Origin of the sequence: Collimonas sp. OK607 (assembly GCF_900111995.1) — a bacterium.
Classification (GTDB): domain Bacteria; phylum Pseudomonadota; class Gammaproteobacteria; order Burkholderiales; family Burkholderiaceae_D; genus Collimonas.
Map to the genome: position 1 here is coordinate 1 of NZ_FOKF01000003.1, position 17,436 is coordinate 17,436.

Below are 17,436 nucleotides of genomic sequence, written 5' to 3' on the forward strand. Positions count from 1 at the left end.
GAGGCTTGTCCCTATAACCTTAGCAGGTTATATGATGAGCTTATTTGTTTGCCAAGGTGCTCAACACACCGTTTGGACATTCATACCCAACCGACCTCACCCACCCTGGTGAGGTCGGGTTAAAAAACTACTTCTTCTAGATTGCGTTGTGCGTTGCTCCACCTGGAGAACGAACAGCGGTTACAAGTTATGCCTGATGACCATAGCGAGTTGGTACCACCCCTTCCCATCCCGAACAGGACCGTGAAACGACTTTGCGCCGATGATAGTGCTGCAACCAGTGTGAAAGTAGGTCATCGTCAGGCTTTTATTAAAAAACCCTCTGAACAAACGTTCAGAGGGTTTTTGCTTTGTGTTTTCGATTCATGCAACGGCGTAATTTCCTGCAATTTCAGCTTTGCGGCAACAAAACTACTGTGTTTTTAACCAGTTGTCCTGTATCATTCATTGATTCACATAAAGGCCAACTGCGATGATAGGTCGTCTTTCCGGAATTCTGCTTGAAAAAAATCCTCCCCAGTTATTAATTGATTGCAACGGCGTCGGCTATGAAGTCGGTGTGCCGATGAGCACTTTCTATAATTTGCCGGGGCTGGGTGAAAAGGTGGCCTTGCTGACGCATCTGGCGATACGCGAAGATGCGCATGTTTTGTATGGTTTTGGCACGGCTGAAGAGCGTAATGTATTCAAGCAGTTGATCAAGATCAGCGGCGTGGGTGCCCGTACTGCATTGTCCATTTTGTCCGGCATGTCGGTGCAAGATCTGGCGCAGGCGATCACCATGCAGGAAGCCGGCAGGCTTACCAAGGTGCCTGGCATCGGCAAGAAAACAGCCGAGCGCCTGTTGCTCGAATTGAAAGGCAAGTTGGGCGCCGATCTGGGACCGGTCGGCAGCCATCATGCCAGCGATGTCAGCGGCGATATCTTGAATGCCCTGATTGCGCTTGGCTATTCGGACAAGGAAGCCATGCTGGCGCTCAAGCAGTTACCGTCGGATACCACCGTGTCAGACGGGATCAAACTGGCATTGAAAGCACTGTCAAAGCTGTAAATAAATTACAGGGGCAAGTTGTTGCAGGACAGCACAAAGCCGGTCTTTATTGTTTTATTGGTGGGGCGGATGTCTTTTTTTATATCTAATCGCTACAATCCGACCATGAGTATCCAAACCGACGATTTCACCGAGCAACGCATTATCGCTCCCACGCCTGCTTCGCCGAACGAAGAGGCGATCGAGCGAGCCTTGCGCCCGAAGCAACTGGACGAATACGTCGGCCAGGAAAAAATACGCGATCAGCTGCAGATATTCATTACCGCCGCCAGGCAACGCCGCGAAGCATTGGATCACACTTTACTGTTCGGTCCGCCGGGCTTGGGCAAGACAACGCTGGCACATATCATTGCGCGCGAGATGGGCGTCAATCTGCGCCAGACTTCGGGACCGGTGCTGGAGCGCGCCGGTGATCTGGCTGCATTGCTGACCAATCTCGAAGCCAATGACGTGTTGTTCATCGATGAAATCCATCGTTTGTCGCCAGTGGTGGAAGAAATCCTGTATCCGGCGCTGGAAGATTATCAGATCGACATCATGATCGGTGAAGGTCCGGCAGCGCGTTCGGTGCGCCTGGATCTGCAACCGTTCACGCTGGTAGGTGCAACCACCAGGGCGGGGATGCTGACCAATCCGCTGCGTGACCGTTTCGGAATCGTCGCTCGCCTCGAATTTTATACGCCGCAACAGTTAGGCAAGATCGTGACCCGTAGTGCTTCCTTGCTGGGTGCGCCGATAGTGGATGATGGCGCCTTTGAAATTGCCAAGCGCAGCCGCGGTACGCCGCGTATCGCCAACCGCCTGTTACGCCGGGTGCGCGATTATGCCGAAGTCAAAGGCAATGGTGAAATTACCAAGGCGATGGCAGATGCGGCGCTGGTCATGCTGGATGTCGATCCGGTCGGCTTCGACGTCATGGATAGAAAATTGCTGGAAGCAGTGCTGTTCAAATTCGGCGGCGGCCCGGTCGGCTTGGACAATCTTGCCGCTGCTATTGGCGAAGAACGCGACACGATCGAAGATGTACTCGAACCGTATCTGATTCAACAAGGATATTTGCAGCGCACGCCGCGCGGCCGTATTGCTACTCCGCTGGCCTATACGCATTTTGGCGTAGCACCGCCACGTACCGGTCCGAATGGTGAATTATGGGGGCAAAATTAATCCGCCCGCAGATGGCGATGCTGGTGCCGAGGTGACACCGCAGCCACCAGCAGCAATGCAAATCTGGGTTGATGCAGATGCATGTCCGAACGTCATCAAGGAAATTCTGTTTCGGGTCGCTGATCGATTGCAAATCGTTGTAGTTCTGGTGGCTAATAAGTTGTTGAGAGTGCCACCGTCCCGCTTCATCAAGGCAGTTCAGGTACCGTCCGGCTTTGATGTTGCCGACCGTGAAATTGTTCGATTGCTGCAAGCAGGAGATCTGGTGATCACCGCTGATATTCCACTTGCTGCCGATGTGCTTGAAAAGGGCGGCAAGGCATTGAATCCACGTGGTGAGTTTTATACCAATGACAACATCCAGCAGCATCTGACGATGCGTAATTTCATGGATGAGTTACGCGGTAGCGGTGTGGAAACCGGTGGTCCGGCAGCATTTAGCCAGAGCGACCGGCATTTGTTCGCATCCCAGTTAGATCAGTTTTTACAAAAATCGCGCATGCGATGAATGTTTCTAATCAACGAAGAACCGCGGGCCCAGTGTCGTCCCGCAATATAAGTGCCTGAATGTCAATATTTCTGCGCTTGTGTAAAAATTAAACGTCACAGACAATACGATAGCCTTCACTAATAGTGTGCAAGCCAACCATGCTTATGTCTACCAAAGCTAACCGTTACGCCAACCAGCTTCTGGATGCGCGGGCGTGTGCCAAATTGATGCCGCTGTTGTCGGCTACTGACGTCTTATCGCCGATGGATGGGTACGACATCAGCAAACGCATTCTCGACGCCAGTATCGGACAAGGCGCCACGCCGATCGGCCGCAAGGTCGGATTCAGCAATCGCACCATCTGGTCGAAATACGGCATCACCGAAACCATCAATGCCCCTATTTGGGCGCATGTTTTCGACAACACTGTGCGCTACGCCGAAGATAACCGCGGGATTCAAAGCCTGGAGGGCGCAGTGCAGCCGCGCATCGAACCCGAAGTCGTGTTCAGCCTGGGAAAAACACCGGCACCGGATGCGGATCTGGAAGAAATCGCCGAGTGCATCGAATGGATGGCGCACGCTTTCGAAATTGTCGTGTGTCCATTCCCGGACTGGAAATTCGAAGCGGTCGATGCCATCGCGGCGTTCGGCCTGCACGGCACGCTGATTGTCGGCGAGCCGCATATGCTGTCGGCCGCTACCCGTCGCAACCTTGCCAGCATGCTGGCCAACGCCAGTGTCTCGTTATCGTGCTGCACCGAAGACTCGGTTACCTTGTGTGGCGCCGGTTTCGGTAGCGATGTGCTGGACAGCCCGGTACACGCCTTGTGGCATTTGCACCAGGAGCTGAATGCGCAACAGCAGTTCGCACCTCTGCAAGCCGGCGAGATCGTCACTACCGGTACCTGGACTGATGCCTATCCGGTGCAGGCCGGGCAGACCTGGGTCACTGCTTTTTCAGGGATTGCGTTACCGGGCCTGACTGTATCGTTCGTCTAAACTGCTAACGCTAACAAATAGCGCGAGCAAGAAAAATGCCGTTCAGCTAGCAGCTTGAACGGCATTTTTTTCGAAACAGTTTACATCGCCGGCAAACGAATTATTCTTCGCGTATCCAGGTCTGTGTACGGCCCAGCAAAGGTACGCCGATATAACCGCGTACATTCAATTTCTTGCCATCGTCGACCAGCGCCATTTTGCTTTTGTAGACCCTGCCGTTATCCGGATCAAGAATGGTGCCGCCATTGTATTCGTTGCCGTCTTTTTTCATGCCGTTGATGATGGTCATGCCCAGGATAGGCTGGTCTTTCAGCTCACCTTCGCATTTGACGCATTTCGGATTTTGATCCTGGCTCGGATCGCGTAACAGTTTCTCGATTTTGCCATGGAGTACACCATTGGCTTCGCTAATACGGATCAATGCCTTAGGTTTGCCAGTGTGGTCATCGATATTTTTCCACAGCCCGACCGCTGAACCAGTGTCTTGTGCAAAAGCGCCGCCAGCCAGCAAGGCGCTGCTGGCGATTGCCGCCGTCAAAAGTCGTATTAAAAGTTTATTCATGCTCTGTCTCCTGTTTCTATGGCGCCAGCCGCATTGCTGCAGGCTGGAGCAACATTGTTATTGAGGAATCAAGATACTTTTAATTTTGCAAACTGTTCGCGCAACTTCTCAAGGGTACCCGAAAAATTAGCCAGACGCTCTTGCTCCTGTGCAACCACCTGTGCCGGTGCTCTTGCCACAAAGCTTTCATTGCCTAACTTGGCCTGGGCTTTGACTATTTCACCCTCGATACGGGTGATTTCCTTGCCCAGCCGTTCACGCTCAGCTGCAACATCAATTTCTACTTTGAGCAGCAGCTTAGCATCACCGACTATCGATACCGGTGCTGGCGATTCGGGTAGAGTCTCTACTACTTGCACTTCTGATAATTTTGCCAGTGCCTGCAGATACGGAGCAAACGACAGCAGCGTGCTTTGCTGTTCTGCCGAACCGGCGATGATCAACGGCACCCGCAACGCCGGCGACAATTGCATCTCGCCGCGCAAATTGCGGCAGGCATCCGTCAGCGTCTTCAATTGCGTCATCCAGGCTTCAGCGCTTTCGTCGATCTTTTCCAGATTCGCTTCCGGATAAGGCTGGCGCATGATCGAATCGCCAGCTGCATCAAGTATCTTGCCGGTCAACGGCGCTACGCTTTGCCACAAAGCTTCGGTGACGAACGGGATAATCGGATGGGCCAGGCGCAACACCACTTCCAACACGCGCAGCAAAGTGCGGCGAGTAGCGCGTTGCTGCGCTTCGTTGCCTTGCTGGATCTGCACCTTGGCGACTTCCAGATACCAGTCGCAATATTCATCCCAGACAAACTTGTAGATGCCCGAGGCGATATTGTCGAAACGATAGTCGGCGAAACCCTTGGCGACGTCAGCTTCAGTACGTTGCAAGAGCGAAACGATCCAACGGTCGGCTTGTGAAAACTGCAGATTTTCCTTGTCGCAGACACCCGGTGTATGGCCGTCGAAACCGCAGTCTTTACCCTCTGTGTTCATCAGCACGAAGCGGGTAGCGTTCCACAATTTGTTGCAGAAATTACGGTAGCCGTCGCAGCGGCCGAGATCGAAATTGATATTGCGCCCCAGCGTTGCCAGCGAGGCAAAGGTAAAGCGCAATGCATCGGTGCCAAAGGCAGGAATGCCATCGGCAAATTCCTTGCGTGTAGCCTTGGCAATGCTATCGGCTTGCTTCGGATTCATCAGGCCGACCGTGCGTTTTGCCACCAGCGTATCGAGATCGATGCCGTCGATCAGATCAATCGGATCGAGTGTATTACCCTTCGATTTCGACATCTTCTGGCCATTGCCATCGCGTACCAGGCCGTGCACGTAGACTGTCTTGAACGGCACCTTGCCGGTGAAGTGAGTGGTCATCATGACCATCCGCGCAACCCAGAAGAAGATGATGTCAAAACCGGTGACCAGCACCGACGATGGCAGGAACATCTTGTAGTCCGGTGTTTCTTCCGGCCAGCCGAGGGTTGAGAACGGCACCAGCGCCGACGAGAACCAGGTATCGAGCACATCGTCGTCACGCTTGAGTTCGCCGGTGTAGCCGGCAGCCGCTGCTTGCGCGCGAGCAGCGGCTTCATCGCGGGCGACATAGATCTTGCCGTCGTCGCCATACCAGGCCGGGATCTGATGGCCCCACCACAGTTGGCGTGAAATGCACCAGTCCTGGATGTTGTTGAGCCACTGGTTGTACGTGTTGCTCCAGTTTTCCGGGATCATCTGGATTTCGCCGTTAGCGACTTTTTCCAGGGCCACTTCAGCAATCGATTTGCCTGGGAAGTGCGTGCCTTCCGGCGCCGGCTTGCTCATGGCGACAAACCACTGATCGGTCAGCATCGGTTCGATGACCACACCGGTACGGTCGCCGCGCGGCACAACCAGCTTGTGCGGCTTGACCGATTCCAGCAAACCTTGTGCATCCAGGTCGGCAACGATCTGTTTGCGCGCCACGAAGCGGTCCGTGCCTTGATACTGGGCCGGGCCGTTTTCATTGATCTTGGCGTCCAGCGTCAGGATCGTAATCTGCGCCAGCTGATGGCGTTGGCCAACCGCGTAATCGTTGAAATCATGGGCCGGCGTAATCTTCACGCAGCCGGTACCGAATTCCTTGTCGACGTAGCTGTCGGCGATGACCGGGATTTCGCGATCGGTCAACGGCAGCTTGAGCATCTTGCCGACCAGGTGGATATAGCGTTCGTCAGTCGGATCGACCGCAACCGCAACGTCGCCCAGCAAAGTTTCAGGGCGTGTGGTTGCAACCGTCAAATGGCCGCTGCCGTCGGCAAATGGATAACGGATATGCCACATCGAGCCGTCTTCTTCTTCCGACGCCACTTCCAGATCCGACACCGCGGTGCCCAGCACCGGGTCCCAGTTGACCAGGCGTTTGCCGCGATAGATCAGACCTTGTTCGAACAGGCGCACGAAAACTTCGGTGACGGTGCCGGACAGCTTGTCGTCCATCGTGAAATATTCACGGCTCCAGTCGGTCGAAGCACCCATGCGGCGCATCTGGCCGGTGATGGTCGAGCCCGATTGTTCTTTCCACTCCCAGACTTTCTCGACGAATTTTTCACGGCCCAAATCATGGCGCGAGATCTTTTGTGCATCAAGTTGCCGTTCGACCACGATTTGTGTGGCGATGCCGGCGTGATCGGTACCTGGAATCCATGCCGTGTTAAAACCGCGCATACGGTGATAACGGGTCAAGCCATCCATGATGGTTTGATTGAAGGCGTGGCCCATGTGTAGCGTGCCAGTCACGTTGGGCGGCGGCAACTGAATGCTGAAAGATGGTTTGTCAGCGTCGGTGGTAGCAGTGTAGTACCCGCGTTTTTCCCATTCCGTACGCCAGAATTGTTCAATCTCGGCAGGGTCGAAAGACTTGGCTAATTCCATGATTTGTTGGGGTTCTTTGCTAAAAACGATCTAAAACGATGATTATAAAGTACGCAGCCGACTCGCTCCTAACAATGCTGCCCGGGGCGCATGGTTTTTTGACGTAAACACAAATCGTGTAGACGGAATTGCCACGAATGCAGCCTCAACGGGACTTCTATACTTGACCTGAGATAAGGAAGCCCACATTTTCGATATACCGCGAGCCGATTGCGGGTGTAAAATCTTTTCCGTTGTCTCGAGCTTTGAACGTCGGGGCAGCAAACGCTAGGGGTCCTGATTGCTGAAATGTTAATGCAATCGGGTGAGAAATACCCTCGAACCTGATCTGGGTAATGCCAGCGAAGGGAAGCTGTCGAGAATATTGTCGGCCGATTCACAAGACACTACCGTGATCCCGCGCCACTAGACTCGAAAACTCCTTTGCTGGCTCCAAGCCATATGAAATACAAGCAAAGGAGCCAAAATTGAACGCCAACCCAAAATTCCTGTCCGCCACTGCTACGGTGGATGAAGCCGCAATCCATCCTCTGCCGAATTCGCGCAAGATCTATATCACTGGTTCGCGTCCCGACATTCGCGTCCCGATGCGTCAGATCAGCCAGTCGGATACGCCGGCTTCGTTCGGTGCCGAAAAGAATCCGCCAATCTACGTCTATGACACTTCGGGACCGTACAGCGACCCAGATGTAAAGATCGATATCCGCTCCGGCCTGGCGACTCCGCGCCTGCCATGGATCATGGAGCGCGACGATACCGAAGAATTGCCAGGCCCAAGCTCGGAATACGGCATCGAGCGCCTGAACGATCCGAAGCTGGCGGAATTGCGCTTCAACCTGCACCGTAAGCCGCGCCGCGCCAAGACCGGCAAGAACGTCTCGCAGATGCATTACGCGCGCCAAGGCATCGTCACGCCGGAAATGGAATTCGTCGCGATCCGTGAAAACATGCGCCGCAAGGAATACCTGGAAGAACTGAAAGCCTCCGGTCCGATGGGCAACAAGCTGGCCGACCTGATGGGCCGCCAGCATCCTGGCCAATCGTTCGGCGCCTCGCTGCCGGCTGAAATCACGCCGGAATTCGTGCGCGACGAAATCGCCCGCGGCCGTGCCATCATCCCCGCCAACATCAATCACCCGGAAATCGAACCGATGATCATCGGCCGTAATTTCCTGGTCAAGATCAACGCCAACATCGGCAATTCCGCAGTGACGTCCTCGATCGGCGAAGAAGTCGAAAAGATGACCTGGGCGATCCGCTGGGGCGGCGACAACGTCATGGACCTGTCGACCGGCAAGCACATTCACGAAACACGTGAATGGATCATCCGTAATTCGCCAGTGCCGATCGGTACCGTACCGATTTACCAGGCGCTGGAAAAGGTCAACGGCAAAGCCGAAGACCTGACCTGGGAAATTTTCCGCGACACACTGATTGAACAAGCCGAGCAGGGCGTCGATTACTTCACCATCCATGCCGGCGTACGTCTGCAATACGTGCCGATGACTGCCAAGCGCCTGACCGGCATCGTCAGCCGTGGCGGTTCCATCATGGCCAAATGGTGCCTGGCGCATCATCGTGAATCGTTCTTGTACGACCATTTCGAAGACATCTGCGAAATCATGAAAGCCTATGACGTCAGCTTCAGCCTCGGCGATGGCTTGCGTCCGGGCTCGATCTATGATGCCAACGATGAAGCACAGCTGGGTGAACTGAAAACCCTGGGCGAACTGACCCAGATCGCCTGGAAGCACGACGTGCAAGTAATGATCGAAGGCCCGGGCCATGTGCCGATGCACCTGATCAAGGAAAACATGGACCTGCAACTGGAACAGTGCCACGAAGCGCCGTTCTACACGCTCGGACCATTGACCACCGACATCGCGCCTGGCTACGACCACATCACTTCCGGCATCGGCGCCGCCACCATCGGCTGGTACGGTACGGCGATGCTGTGCTACGTCACACCGAAGGAACATCTCGGCTTGCCGAACAAGGTCGACGTCAAGGACGGCATCATCACCTACAAGATTGCAGCGCATGCAGCCGATCTGGCCAAGGGCCATCCGGGCGCGCAGATCCGAGATAACGCCTTGTCGAAAGCGCGCTTTGAATTCCGTTGGGAAGACCAATTCAACATCGGCCTCGATCCGGACAAGGCGCGTGAATTCCATGACGAAACATTGCCTAAGGATTCCGCCAAAGTAGCGCATTTCTGCTCTATGTGCGGGCCGCATTTCTGCTCCATGAAGATCACGCAGGAAGTGCGCGAATACGCCGCCGCGCAAGGTATTTCCGAAATCGCCGCGATCAAGAAGGGGATGGAAATCAAGGCCGTCGAGTTCGTCAAGAACGGTGCGGAAATCTACAGCAAGCAGTGAGGCCGGTGATGGAAATCGTACTCAATGGCGCGCCGCATCCGCTGGCCGACGGCGAGAACCTGCAACAGCTGATCGCGGCGCTGGAACTGGCCGGGAAGGCGGTGGCAGTCGCCGTCAACCGGCAGGTGGTGCCAGCCAGTTTGTGGCCGCAACGCATCTTGCAGCCGCAAGACAAGGTTGACGTGGTGCGCGCGATCGGCGGCGGCTGAACCCGTAGGGTGGGCATGCAATGCCCACGCGGACGCCGATGGCGCAACTACCGCGTGGGCACGCGTACCCACCCTGCAAAATCTTTTAAAGGATTTGTCATGGATCTGAACTCTCTCCCTGAGACGGGACAACAAGACACCGGCCTGACCATCGCCGGCAAGACCTACAGCTCACGGCTGCTGGTAGGCAGCGGCAAGTATCGTGACCTGGAGCAAACGCGTGCTGCCACCGAAGCCAGTGGCGCCGAGATCATCACGGTGGCGATCCGGCGCGTCAACATTGGCCAGGACCCGAAGGCGCCCAATCTGCTGGATGTGGTGCCGCCATCGCGTTACACCATATTGCCCAACACCGCCGGCTGCTATACCGCGGCGGATGCGGTCTATACGCTGCAACTCGGACGTGAGTTGTTGAACGGGCACAAGCTGGCCAAACTGGAAGTACTGGGTGACGAGCGTACGCTGTTTCCCAATATGCCTGAGACATTGAAAGCGGCCGAGGCTTTGGTCAAGGACGGTTTCGACGTCATGGTGTATTGCAGCGACGATCCGATCCAGGCACGCATACTGGAAGAAATCGGCTGTGTGGCGGTGATGCCGCTGGCGTCGCTGATCGGTTCCGGCATGGGCATTTTGAATCCATGGAATCTGTCGCTGATCATCGAACAGGCCAAAGTGCCGGTGCTGGTCGATGCCGGCGTCGGCACTGCATCTGATGCGGCGATTGCGATGGAGCTGGGCTGCGACGGCGTGCTAATGAATACCGCGATTGCCGGCGCGCAGGATCCGATCCGCATGGCGAGGGCGATGCGGCTGGCGATCGAAGCCGGACGCGAAGCCTTTCTCGCCGGTCGGATTCCGAAGCGCTTTGCTGCGTCGCCATCGTCTCCCATGGCCGGACGAGTCAAGTGAAGTCCGCGGTAAACATCGACACGGCCGGTGCGGCAGCGCCGGCCTGCGTGCTGGTGTTTTCCGGTTCTGACCCGAGCGGCGGCGCCGGCATGCAAGCCGATATCACCGCGATTACGGCGCTCGGAGCGCATCCTTTGTCGGTAGTGACAGTGTTGACGGTGCAGGACAATGAGCGGGTGTTCGGCGTTTTTCCGGTCGCAACTGATCTGGTGCGGCAGCAAGCCCAGGTGCTGGTTGATCGTATCGATATCTCCGCGGTCAAACTAGGCATCGTCGGTAATCGCGCCAATGCTGAAGCGATTGCCGCGATCATCCGTGACCTGCGTTCACGGCAACCGGATTTGCCGGTGGTGTTTGATCCGGTGCTGGGGACTGGCCATGGCGATAGCCTGGCCAGCGAAGATCCGGTTGCAGCACTCGCTCCTTTGTTTGAACTTGCCACGGTGATTACGCCGAATCGGGTCGAGGCGGATCGCCTGTGCGGCGCCCAGGCAAGCCCGGAGCAACAAGCCGCGATGCTGCTTGAGCGCGGTTGCCAACATGTGTTGCTGAAGGGCGGCCATGGTCCGGAACGAGATGAAGTATTGAACCGCTGGATCAGCAGAACACAACATCGCAACTGGAGCTGGCCGCGCTTGCCGGGTGAGTTTCATGGCAGCGGTTGCACGCTGGCGGCGGCACTGTCAGCGCTGCTGGTGCAAGGCATGGATATCGAGCGAGCGATTGATGCCGCACAAATTTATTGCCAGCAGACTTTGGCCGAATCCTATGCGATTGCCGTCGGTCAGCGCATACCGAGCCGGACTCTGCCATTTCTAAAATTACGAGGATAAAGCGATGAAGGGTCTATACATCGTCACACCCGATTGGGATGACACCGAGAAGCTGCTACGCGTAACCGAGCAAGCCCTGCAAGGCGGCGCGGCGCTGCTGCAGTATCGCCATAAAACCGCCGATGCAGCTTTGCGGAAGCAACAGGCAGAAGCGTTGCTGAGCCTGTGCCGCCGTTACCAGCGTCCGTTCATCATCAATGACTATGTTGATCTGTGCCTGGAGCTGGATGCGGATGGCATTCATGTCGGCGGCACCGATGCCAGCGTGGCCGAGGTGCGGGCTATGGTGGGTGCGGACAAGATCGTCGGCGCTTCCTGCTATGGCGATCTGGAGCTGGCGCATGCCGCGTATCGTGCCGGCGCCAGCTATGTGGCGTTCGGTGGATTCTATCCATCGCGCGTCAAGAAATACCCGGTAACTACGGCGCCCGATATAGTCACGCGGGCCAAGGCGGAAATCGCAGTGCCGAACGTGGTGATTGGCGGCATGACGCAAGAGAATGCGGTGCCGTTGATTGCTGCCGGCGCTGACATGGTGGCGGCTATCAGCAGTGTTTATCTGGCTGATGATCCGACTGCCGCCGCGCGCAGCTTTGTGGCTCTGTTCGCAAACAAATAGGTATCCATGATCGCGGTTACATAACCGCGATCACTTGTGCCGAAGCCAGTCAGGTTTCCAGTAAACTACGCAGCATCCACGCGTTTTTTTCATGCAGTTGCATGCGCTGCGTCAGCAAGTCTGCAGTCGGCTCATCGGCTGCTGCATCCACTACAGGGAAAATCGAACGCGCGGTGCGGGTCACTGCTTCCTGTCCCTGCACCAGTTGCTGGATCATGGCAGTCGCGGTCGGTACGCCTTCTTCCTCCGAAATCGAAGTCAGCTTGGCAAAGGCCTTGTAGGTAGCCGGCGCAGGATAGCCGAGCGCGCGTATCCGTTCTGCAATCAAGTCCACCGCCAGCCACAATTCGTTGTACTGGGTTTCGAACATCAGGTGCAATGTATTGAACATCGGCCCGGTCACGTTCCAGTGGAAATTGTGGGTTTTCAGGTACAGGGTGTAGGTATCGGCCAGCAGTTTGCTAAGCCCGTCGGCGATCTTCTTGCGGTCCTTGTCGCTGATGCCGATGTCGATGACCGCTACGCTTTTCTTTACCATTGCGCTACTCCTTCTAACAGTGATGGTCGAAGACTTGCAGCTCAATTCTATGTCAATTTGCAAGAGGCAAAGAAATGCGTGTGTTTTAGCGTCGCAACAAATGTTTTCCTAGCCGCCGACAGTAGTGCCTGACGTCCGCTGCGAGCTCCGATACATGCTGACGGTCAACGCCACCGCCGCCAGCGACGCCGCTGCCGCAAACAGGAATACCTCGGGATAGCCGAACTCGCTCACGATCAGTCCCGCCAGCGGACCGGTGACGCCCAGCGCCAGATCCAGAAACACCGAGTAAGCGCCCAAGGCGCTGCCGCGGTTATTGGCCGGCACCAGGTTCACCGCTTCCACTCCGAGCGCAGGGAAGATCAAGGCAAAACCGAAGCCGGTGAGCGCCGCGCCAACCAGCGCCAGCGTCGGCGATCCTGCTTGCCATAGCAACAGCAACCCGAGCGCTTCCACCGAAAAACAGATGATCGCGACCCGGAAGCCGCCGAAGCGCGAGATGGTGTGGGCAAACAGCAGGCGCGCGCCGACAAAGAAGGTGCCGAACATGGTCAGTGCAAATGCTGCATTCGGCCACTGGTGGCTGGCATAAAACAACGTGATGAAAGTGGCGATGGAACCGAAACCGATCGAGCCTAATGCCAAGCCCATGCCGTGCGGAAATACTTTACGTAATACATGTTGAAACGGCAAGTGCTCACCGCGCACCACGGCTGTCGCCGCCTTTATGCGGGCAAGGAAGAAGCCAGCTAGCGACAACACTGTCACCGTAGCGCCCACCGCCGCCAGGCCCCAGGTGTGGGCGATCACTACGCCGAGTGGTGCACCGATCGCCAGTGCGCCATAGGTGGCGATGCCGTTCCAGGAAATCATGCGGGCCGTGTGCTGGGCGCCAACCCGGCCGATGCCCCAGGTAATGGCGCCGGTGCCTACCATGCTCTCGCCGCAGCCAAGCACCAGGCGGCCTATCAGCAGGATGGCCAGGCTAAGCGCAGGTATATGGGTAAAAAACGCCGCTATGAGCAGGAAAGCGCCGCTGAGGCTGCAACCTATCAAGCCACGTAACACGGCGGTTTTGGGGCCGACTGAATCGGCCATGCGGCCAGCCAGCGGGCGGCTCAACAAAGTTGCCAGGTATTGCATGCTAATTGCCAGGCCAGCCAGCACGGAGCTGTAGCCGAGGTCGGTGTGGACGTAGCCGGGCAGGACTGCCAGCGGAATGCCGATGGCAAGATAGCAAATGAAAGTAAAAAATGCCGTGGAGACAATGTGGAAAGTAACTGCAGTCTCGGGGATTGCGGGGATTGCGGCGATCTCGGATGGCGTCGGGCTGGCGCGGTCGAGACGAACTTCTTCTGACATGATGGACGACTTGGTAGGTGGGCGTTGATTGTTACGAAGGTGTAGACAATGATGCAATGCGGTATTTTACGCTTCTAGCCCGGATATTGCTGGCGCCGGCAATTTTGGCCATAAGTTTAGGCCGAGGTTTAGGCTGAGATAAGCCAAGATCAATCATGATCTGGTCATCAGGCAGGCGCGCCCGCAGCTTATAATACGGGGATGCAAAATCTTCTTCACAACCTCAATCCAGAACAACTCGCGGCAGTTACCTTGCCTGCGCAATCGGCACTTATCCTGGCTGGCGCCGGCTCCGGCAAGACACGCGTGCTGACTACCCGCATCGCCTGGCTGATCCAGACCGGCCAAGTATCGCCGGCCGGCGTGCTGGCGGTGACGTTTACCAATAAAGCCTCGAAAGAAATGATGACGCGCTTGTCGGCGATGTTGCCGATCAACACGCGCGGCATGTGGATCGGCACTTTCCACGGCTTGTGCAATCGGTTGCTGCGCGCGCATTATCGCGATGCCGGATTGCCGCAGACCTTCCAGATCCTGGATTCGCAAGACCAGCTGTCGGCGATCAAGCGCTTGCTGAAAGCGATGAATGTCGATGATGAAAAGTATCCGCCGCGGAATCTGATGTACTTCATCAACGGCGCCAAGGATCAAGGCCTGCGCGCCAATGAAGTCGAAGCTAACGACGATTACAACCGCAAGTTCGTCGAGCTGTACGATTTGTACGACCAGCAATGCCAGCGCGAAGGCGTGGTCGATTTTGCCGAGCTGCTGTTGCGCACCTATGAACTGCTGAGCCGCAACCAGCCGTTGCGCGAGCACTATCAGTCGCGTTTCCAGCACATCCTGGTGGACGAGTTCCAGGATACCAACGACCTGCAATACAAATGGCTGAAGCTGATGGCCGGCCAGCGTGGTGCGGTGTTTGCTGTCGGCGATGACGACCAGAGCATCTACGCTTTCCGTGGCGCCAATGTCGGCAACATGACCGCGTTCGAGCGCGAATTCCGGGTCGAAAACGTCATCAAGCTGGAACAGAATTATCGTTCGCACGGCCATATCCTGGATAGCGCCAACACCCTGATTGCCAACAATACCAAACGTCTCGGCAAGAATCTGCGCACCGATGCCGGTCATGGCGAGCCCGTTCGAATCTACGAATCGACCAGCGATTTACAGGAAGCGCAGTGGATTATCGAAGAAACCAAGAGCCTGATCAATGAAGGCGCCACGCGCAGCGAAATCGCCGTGCTGTACCGCTCCAATGCGCAGTCGCGGGTGATTGAACATGCGTTGGTGGCGTCCGGTATTCCATATCGCGTCTACGGCGGCCAGCGTTATTTCGAACGTGCTGAAGTCAAGCATGCGGTCGCCTATTTGCAGCTGATGGATAATCCGCATAATGATTCGGCGTTCTTGCGTGTGGTGAATTTCCCCGCACGGGGGATTGGCGCGCGCTCCCTGGAACAACTGCAGGACGCTGCCAAACAATATGGTATCTCCCTCTACGCAGCGGTACCGTATGTTGCCGGCAAGGCTGGTGCTACCCTCGGATCATTCCTCAAGCTGATCGAAGGCGGGCGCTTTGAAACCCAGCATCTGCCGTTGCCGGAAATGGTGCAGATCGTGCTCGACATGAGCGGGTTGATGCAGCACTACCGCAATGAACGGGAAGGCGCGGATCGTATCGAGAATCTGGAGCAGCTGGTCAATGCTGCCGCCTTGTTTGTTTCGGAAGAAGGATTTGGCGCCGATGCGCCGGCTCTGCTCGGCCCCAAGGCTCAGGCGGTGTCAGGTGCTGCCATCACGACGGCCGACGGTATTGAAATTTTCGATGCTGACGCACCGTTGGCGGCGGTGATGTCGCCGTTGTCGGCATTCCTCTCGCATGCGTCGCTGGAGGCTGGAAACAATCAGGCTCAAGCAGGCGAGGACGCCTTGCAACTGATGACCGTGCACTCAGCCAAAGGCCTGGAGTTTGATGCGGTGTTCATCACCGGCCTGGAAGAGGGTTTGTTCCCGCACGAGAATTCGCAGAAAGAAGATGCCGGCGTAGAAGAAGAACGACGTCTGATGTACGTCGCCATCACGCGCGCCAAGAAGCGTCTTTACATGAGTTTTTCACAAACCCGGATGCTGCACGGCCAGACCCGTTACAACATGCGTTCGCGCTTTTTCGACGAGCTGCCGGAAGATGCCTTGAAATGGCTGTCGCCGAAAGTGCAGCAGCATAGCTGGTTCGCGAATTCGAAATCGGCGTGGGATGAGGCGCCCGAGAAGGCTGCCAACAGCATCGCCAAGAATTTCGGCAAGCGCGATATCGGCTGGCGCATAGGTGAAAATGTGGAACACCTGAAATTCGGTGAAGGCGTGATCGTCAATATCGAAGGCAGCGGCGGCAACGCCCGCGCCCATATCAATTTCGGCAAGCACGGCATGAAGCTGCTGGATCTGAGTGTGGCGAAGCTGGAGAAGGTCGCGTAGGGTGGGCACATTGTGCCCACGCGTGACCGTGATAACCGGAGCGCGGACACACGCGGCACCGAAACGGACATATACGTGAGGGAATTCAGCGTGGGCACAATGTGCCCACGCTACGTTTACTCTTGCGTAGGTGTTTCCTGCGCTTCTTGCGGCGGCAAGTCGGCTCCCGGCTTGCCGAAGATGTGGGTATACGTCGGGTAGAAAGAGCAATACATCACCACTGTCAGCGCAATCGATAGCGGTAACAGGATCATGAGCGTGACAGCCTGGTTACCGACCAGTACTGCAATCAATACGCTGATGATCGCCGGCAGCACAACGCCGATGGCGGCCCACGCCAGCCCGTAGACGGTAAAGGCTTTCATCTCGCGCGATACCGCGAAGAAGCTGTAGAAAACGGCTTTCATTACTCCCATTTTTTGCCACATGATGAGCGGCGCCGCATACCAGAATGCCATTGCCGCCGGGACGTAGACCGCGGCAGAAAAAAGCATCGCCAGCGACATGTTGGACTGTTGGATATCTTTGGCGTCGAGCGCGGCCTGGCCGGTTACCGCGGTCCAGAACACGCCGCCGTCAATCAGGGTCGAGGCGGCAAGCGCGATGACCGCCGCCACCAGGTAGAGGGCGCCCAGTGTCAGCAGGTTCTTCAAGGCCGGTGAGCGAAAGCCGATCAGCAACAGATTGGGATAGACGCGTTTGCCTTGTTCGATATTCACGCAAGCCTGCATGAAGGACATGGCAAATACCGGGACCAGAACCAGCGGCAGCACCTGCCCCAACAGCGGGACGATATTGAGCGCCAGCATCAAGAACATATAGGCCAGGAATAGCGTGGAGATTTCGGCCGGTTGTTTGCGGAACAGCGCAAACCCTTCCTTTATCCATATCCATCCGGTTTTTGCAGGCAATTTTTCCATTATTTCAATC

General features: G+C 56.2%; 15 protein-coding genes, 1 rRNA gene and 1 riboswitch. Of the genes, 11 read left to right on the forward strand and 5 right to left on the reverse strand.

Going from position 1 to position 17,436, the window contains the following annotated elements; genetic code table 11:
* Positions 1–192: 192 nt before the first annotated feature.
* From rrf to BM029_RS03295, 5 genes are all read left to right on the forward strand, one after another.
* Positions 193–305, forward strand: a 5S ribosomal RNA gene (gene rrf, locus BM029_RS03275).
* Positions 306–472: 167 nt separating this feature from the next.
* Complete coding sequence (ruvA, locus tag BM029_RS03280; RefSeq protein WP_092432625.1) at positions 473–1,051, forward strand: Holliday junction branch migration protein RuvA; 579 nt, start codon at positions 473–475, stop codon at positions 1,049–1,051.
* Between the two features lie 105 nt (positions 1,052–1,156).
* The gene (ruvB, locus tag BM029_RS03285) at positions 1,157–2,215 is read left to right on the forward strand and encodes a Holliday junction branch migration DNA helicase RuvB (protein ID WP_092414513.1); all 1,059 of its coding nucleotides are present in this window, start codon (positions 1,157–1,159) and stop codon (positions 2,213–2,215) included.
* A 55-nt stretch (positions 2,216–2,270) separates the two neighbouring features.
* Entirely contained in the window at positions 2,271–2,723 is a 453-nt protein-coding gene (locus BM029_RS03290; protein ID WP_092414689.1) for a YaiI/YqxD family protein, read from the forward strand.
* Between the two features lie 140 nt (positions 2,724–2,863).
* Entirely contained in the window at positions 2,864–3,706 is an 843-nt protein-coding gene (locus BM029_RS03295) for a 2-keto-4-pentenoate hydratase (RefSeq protein WP_092432627.1), read from the forward strand.
* Between the two features lie 100 nt (positions 3,707–3,806).
* Here BM029_RS03295 and BM029_RS03300 read toward each other — a convergent pair whose 3' ends face one another.
* A complete protein-coding gene (locus BM029_RS03300) occupies positions 3,807–4,268 on the reverse strand; it encodes a DUF2147 domain-containing protein (RefSeq protein ID WP_092432629.1) in 462 nt (153 codons plus the stop codon).
* Between the two features lie 68 nt (positions 4,269–4,336).
* Positions 4,337–7,171 (reverse strand): valine--tRNA ligase, encoded by a 2,835-nt coding sequence (locus BM029_RS03305; protein WP_092432631.1) that lies wholly within the window; start codon positions 7,169–7,171, stop codon positions 4,337–4,339.
* Positions 7,172–7,430: 259 nt separating this feature from the next.
* Positions 7,431–7,538, forward strand: a riboswitch (TPP riboswitch).
* A gap of 100 nt (positions 7,539–7,638) precedes the next feature.
* On the opposite strand from BM029_RS03305, the gene thiC reads away from it, so the two are divergent.
* From thiC to thiE, 5 genes are all read left to right on the forward strand, one after another.
* The gene (gene thiC, locus BM029_RS03310; protein WP_092432633.1) at positions 7,639–9,552 is read left to right on the forward strand and encodes a phosphomethylpyrimidine synthase ThiC; all 1,914 of its coding nucleotides are present in this window, start codon (positions 7,639–7,641) and stop codon (positions 9,550–9,552) included.
* An 8-nt stretch (positions 9,553–9,560) separates the two neighbouring features.
* Positions 9,561–9,761, forward strand: coding sequence for a sulfur carrier protein ThiS (gene thiS / locus BM029_RS03315; protein ID WP_092432635.1), 201 nt, complete (start codon positions 9,561–9,563; stop codon positions 9,759–9,761).
* Between the two features lie 99 nt (positions 9,762–9,860).
* Positions 9,861–10,673, forward strand: coding sequence for a thiazole synthase (locus BM029_RS03320; RefSeq protein ID WP_092432637.1), 813 nt, complete (start codon positions 9,861–9,863; stop codon positions 10,671–10,673).
* Positions 10,674–10,687: 14 nt separating this feature from the next.
* On the forward strand, positions 10,688–11,506 hold the full coding sequence (locus BM029_RS03325) for a bifunctional hydroxymethylpyrimidine kinase/phosphomethylpyrimidine kinase (protein ID WP_092432933.1): 819 nt from the start codon (positions 10,688–10,690) through the stop codon (positions 11,504–11,506).
* 4 nt (positions 11,507–11,510) lie between these two features.
* Complete coding sequence (thiE, locus tag BM029_RS03330; protein ID WP_092432639.1) at positions 11,511–12,125, forward strand: thiamine phosphate synthase; 615 nt, start codon at positions 11,511–11,513, stop codon at positions 12,123–12,125.
* 49 nt (positions 12,126–12,174) lie between these two features.
* Here thiE and BM029_RS03335 read toward each other — a convergent pair whose 3' ends face one another.
* A complete protein-coding gene (locus BM029_RS03335) occupies positions 12,175–12,663 on the reverse strand; it encodes a Dps family protein (RefSeq protein WP_092414521.1) in 489 nt (162 codons plus the stop codon).
* Between the two features lie 108 nt (positions 12,664–12,771).
* Positions 12,772–14,025: an MFS transporter gene (locus BM029_RS03340; protein ID WP_092432640.1), complete on the reverse strand. Its 1,254-nt coding sequence runs from the start codon at positions 14,023–14,025 to the stop codon at positions 12,772–12,774.
* A gap of 201 nt (positions 14,026–14,226) precedes the next feature.
* Between BM029_RS03340 and BM029_RS03345 the strand changes: the two genes are divergently transcribed.
* The gene (locus BM029_RS03345) at positions 14,227–16,506 is read left to right on the forward strand and encodes a UvrD-helicase domain-containing protein (RefSeq protein WP_092432641.1); all 2,280 of its coding nucleotides are present in this window, start codon (positions 14,227–14,229) and stop codon (positions 16,504–16,506) included.
* Between the two features lie 116 nt (positions 16,507–16,622).
* Here the strand turns inward: BM029_RS03345 and BM029_RS03350 are convergent, their stop codons facing one another.
* Positions 16,623–17,426 (reverse strand): BPSS1780 family membrane protein, encoded by an 804-nt coding sequence (locus BM029_RS03350; RefSeq protein ID WP_092432643.1) that lies wholly within the window; start codon positions 17,424–17,426, stop codon positions 16,623–16,625.
* Positions 17,427–17,436: the final 10 nt, after the last annotated feature.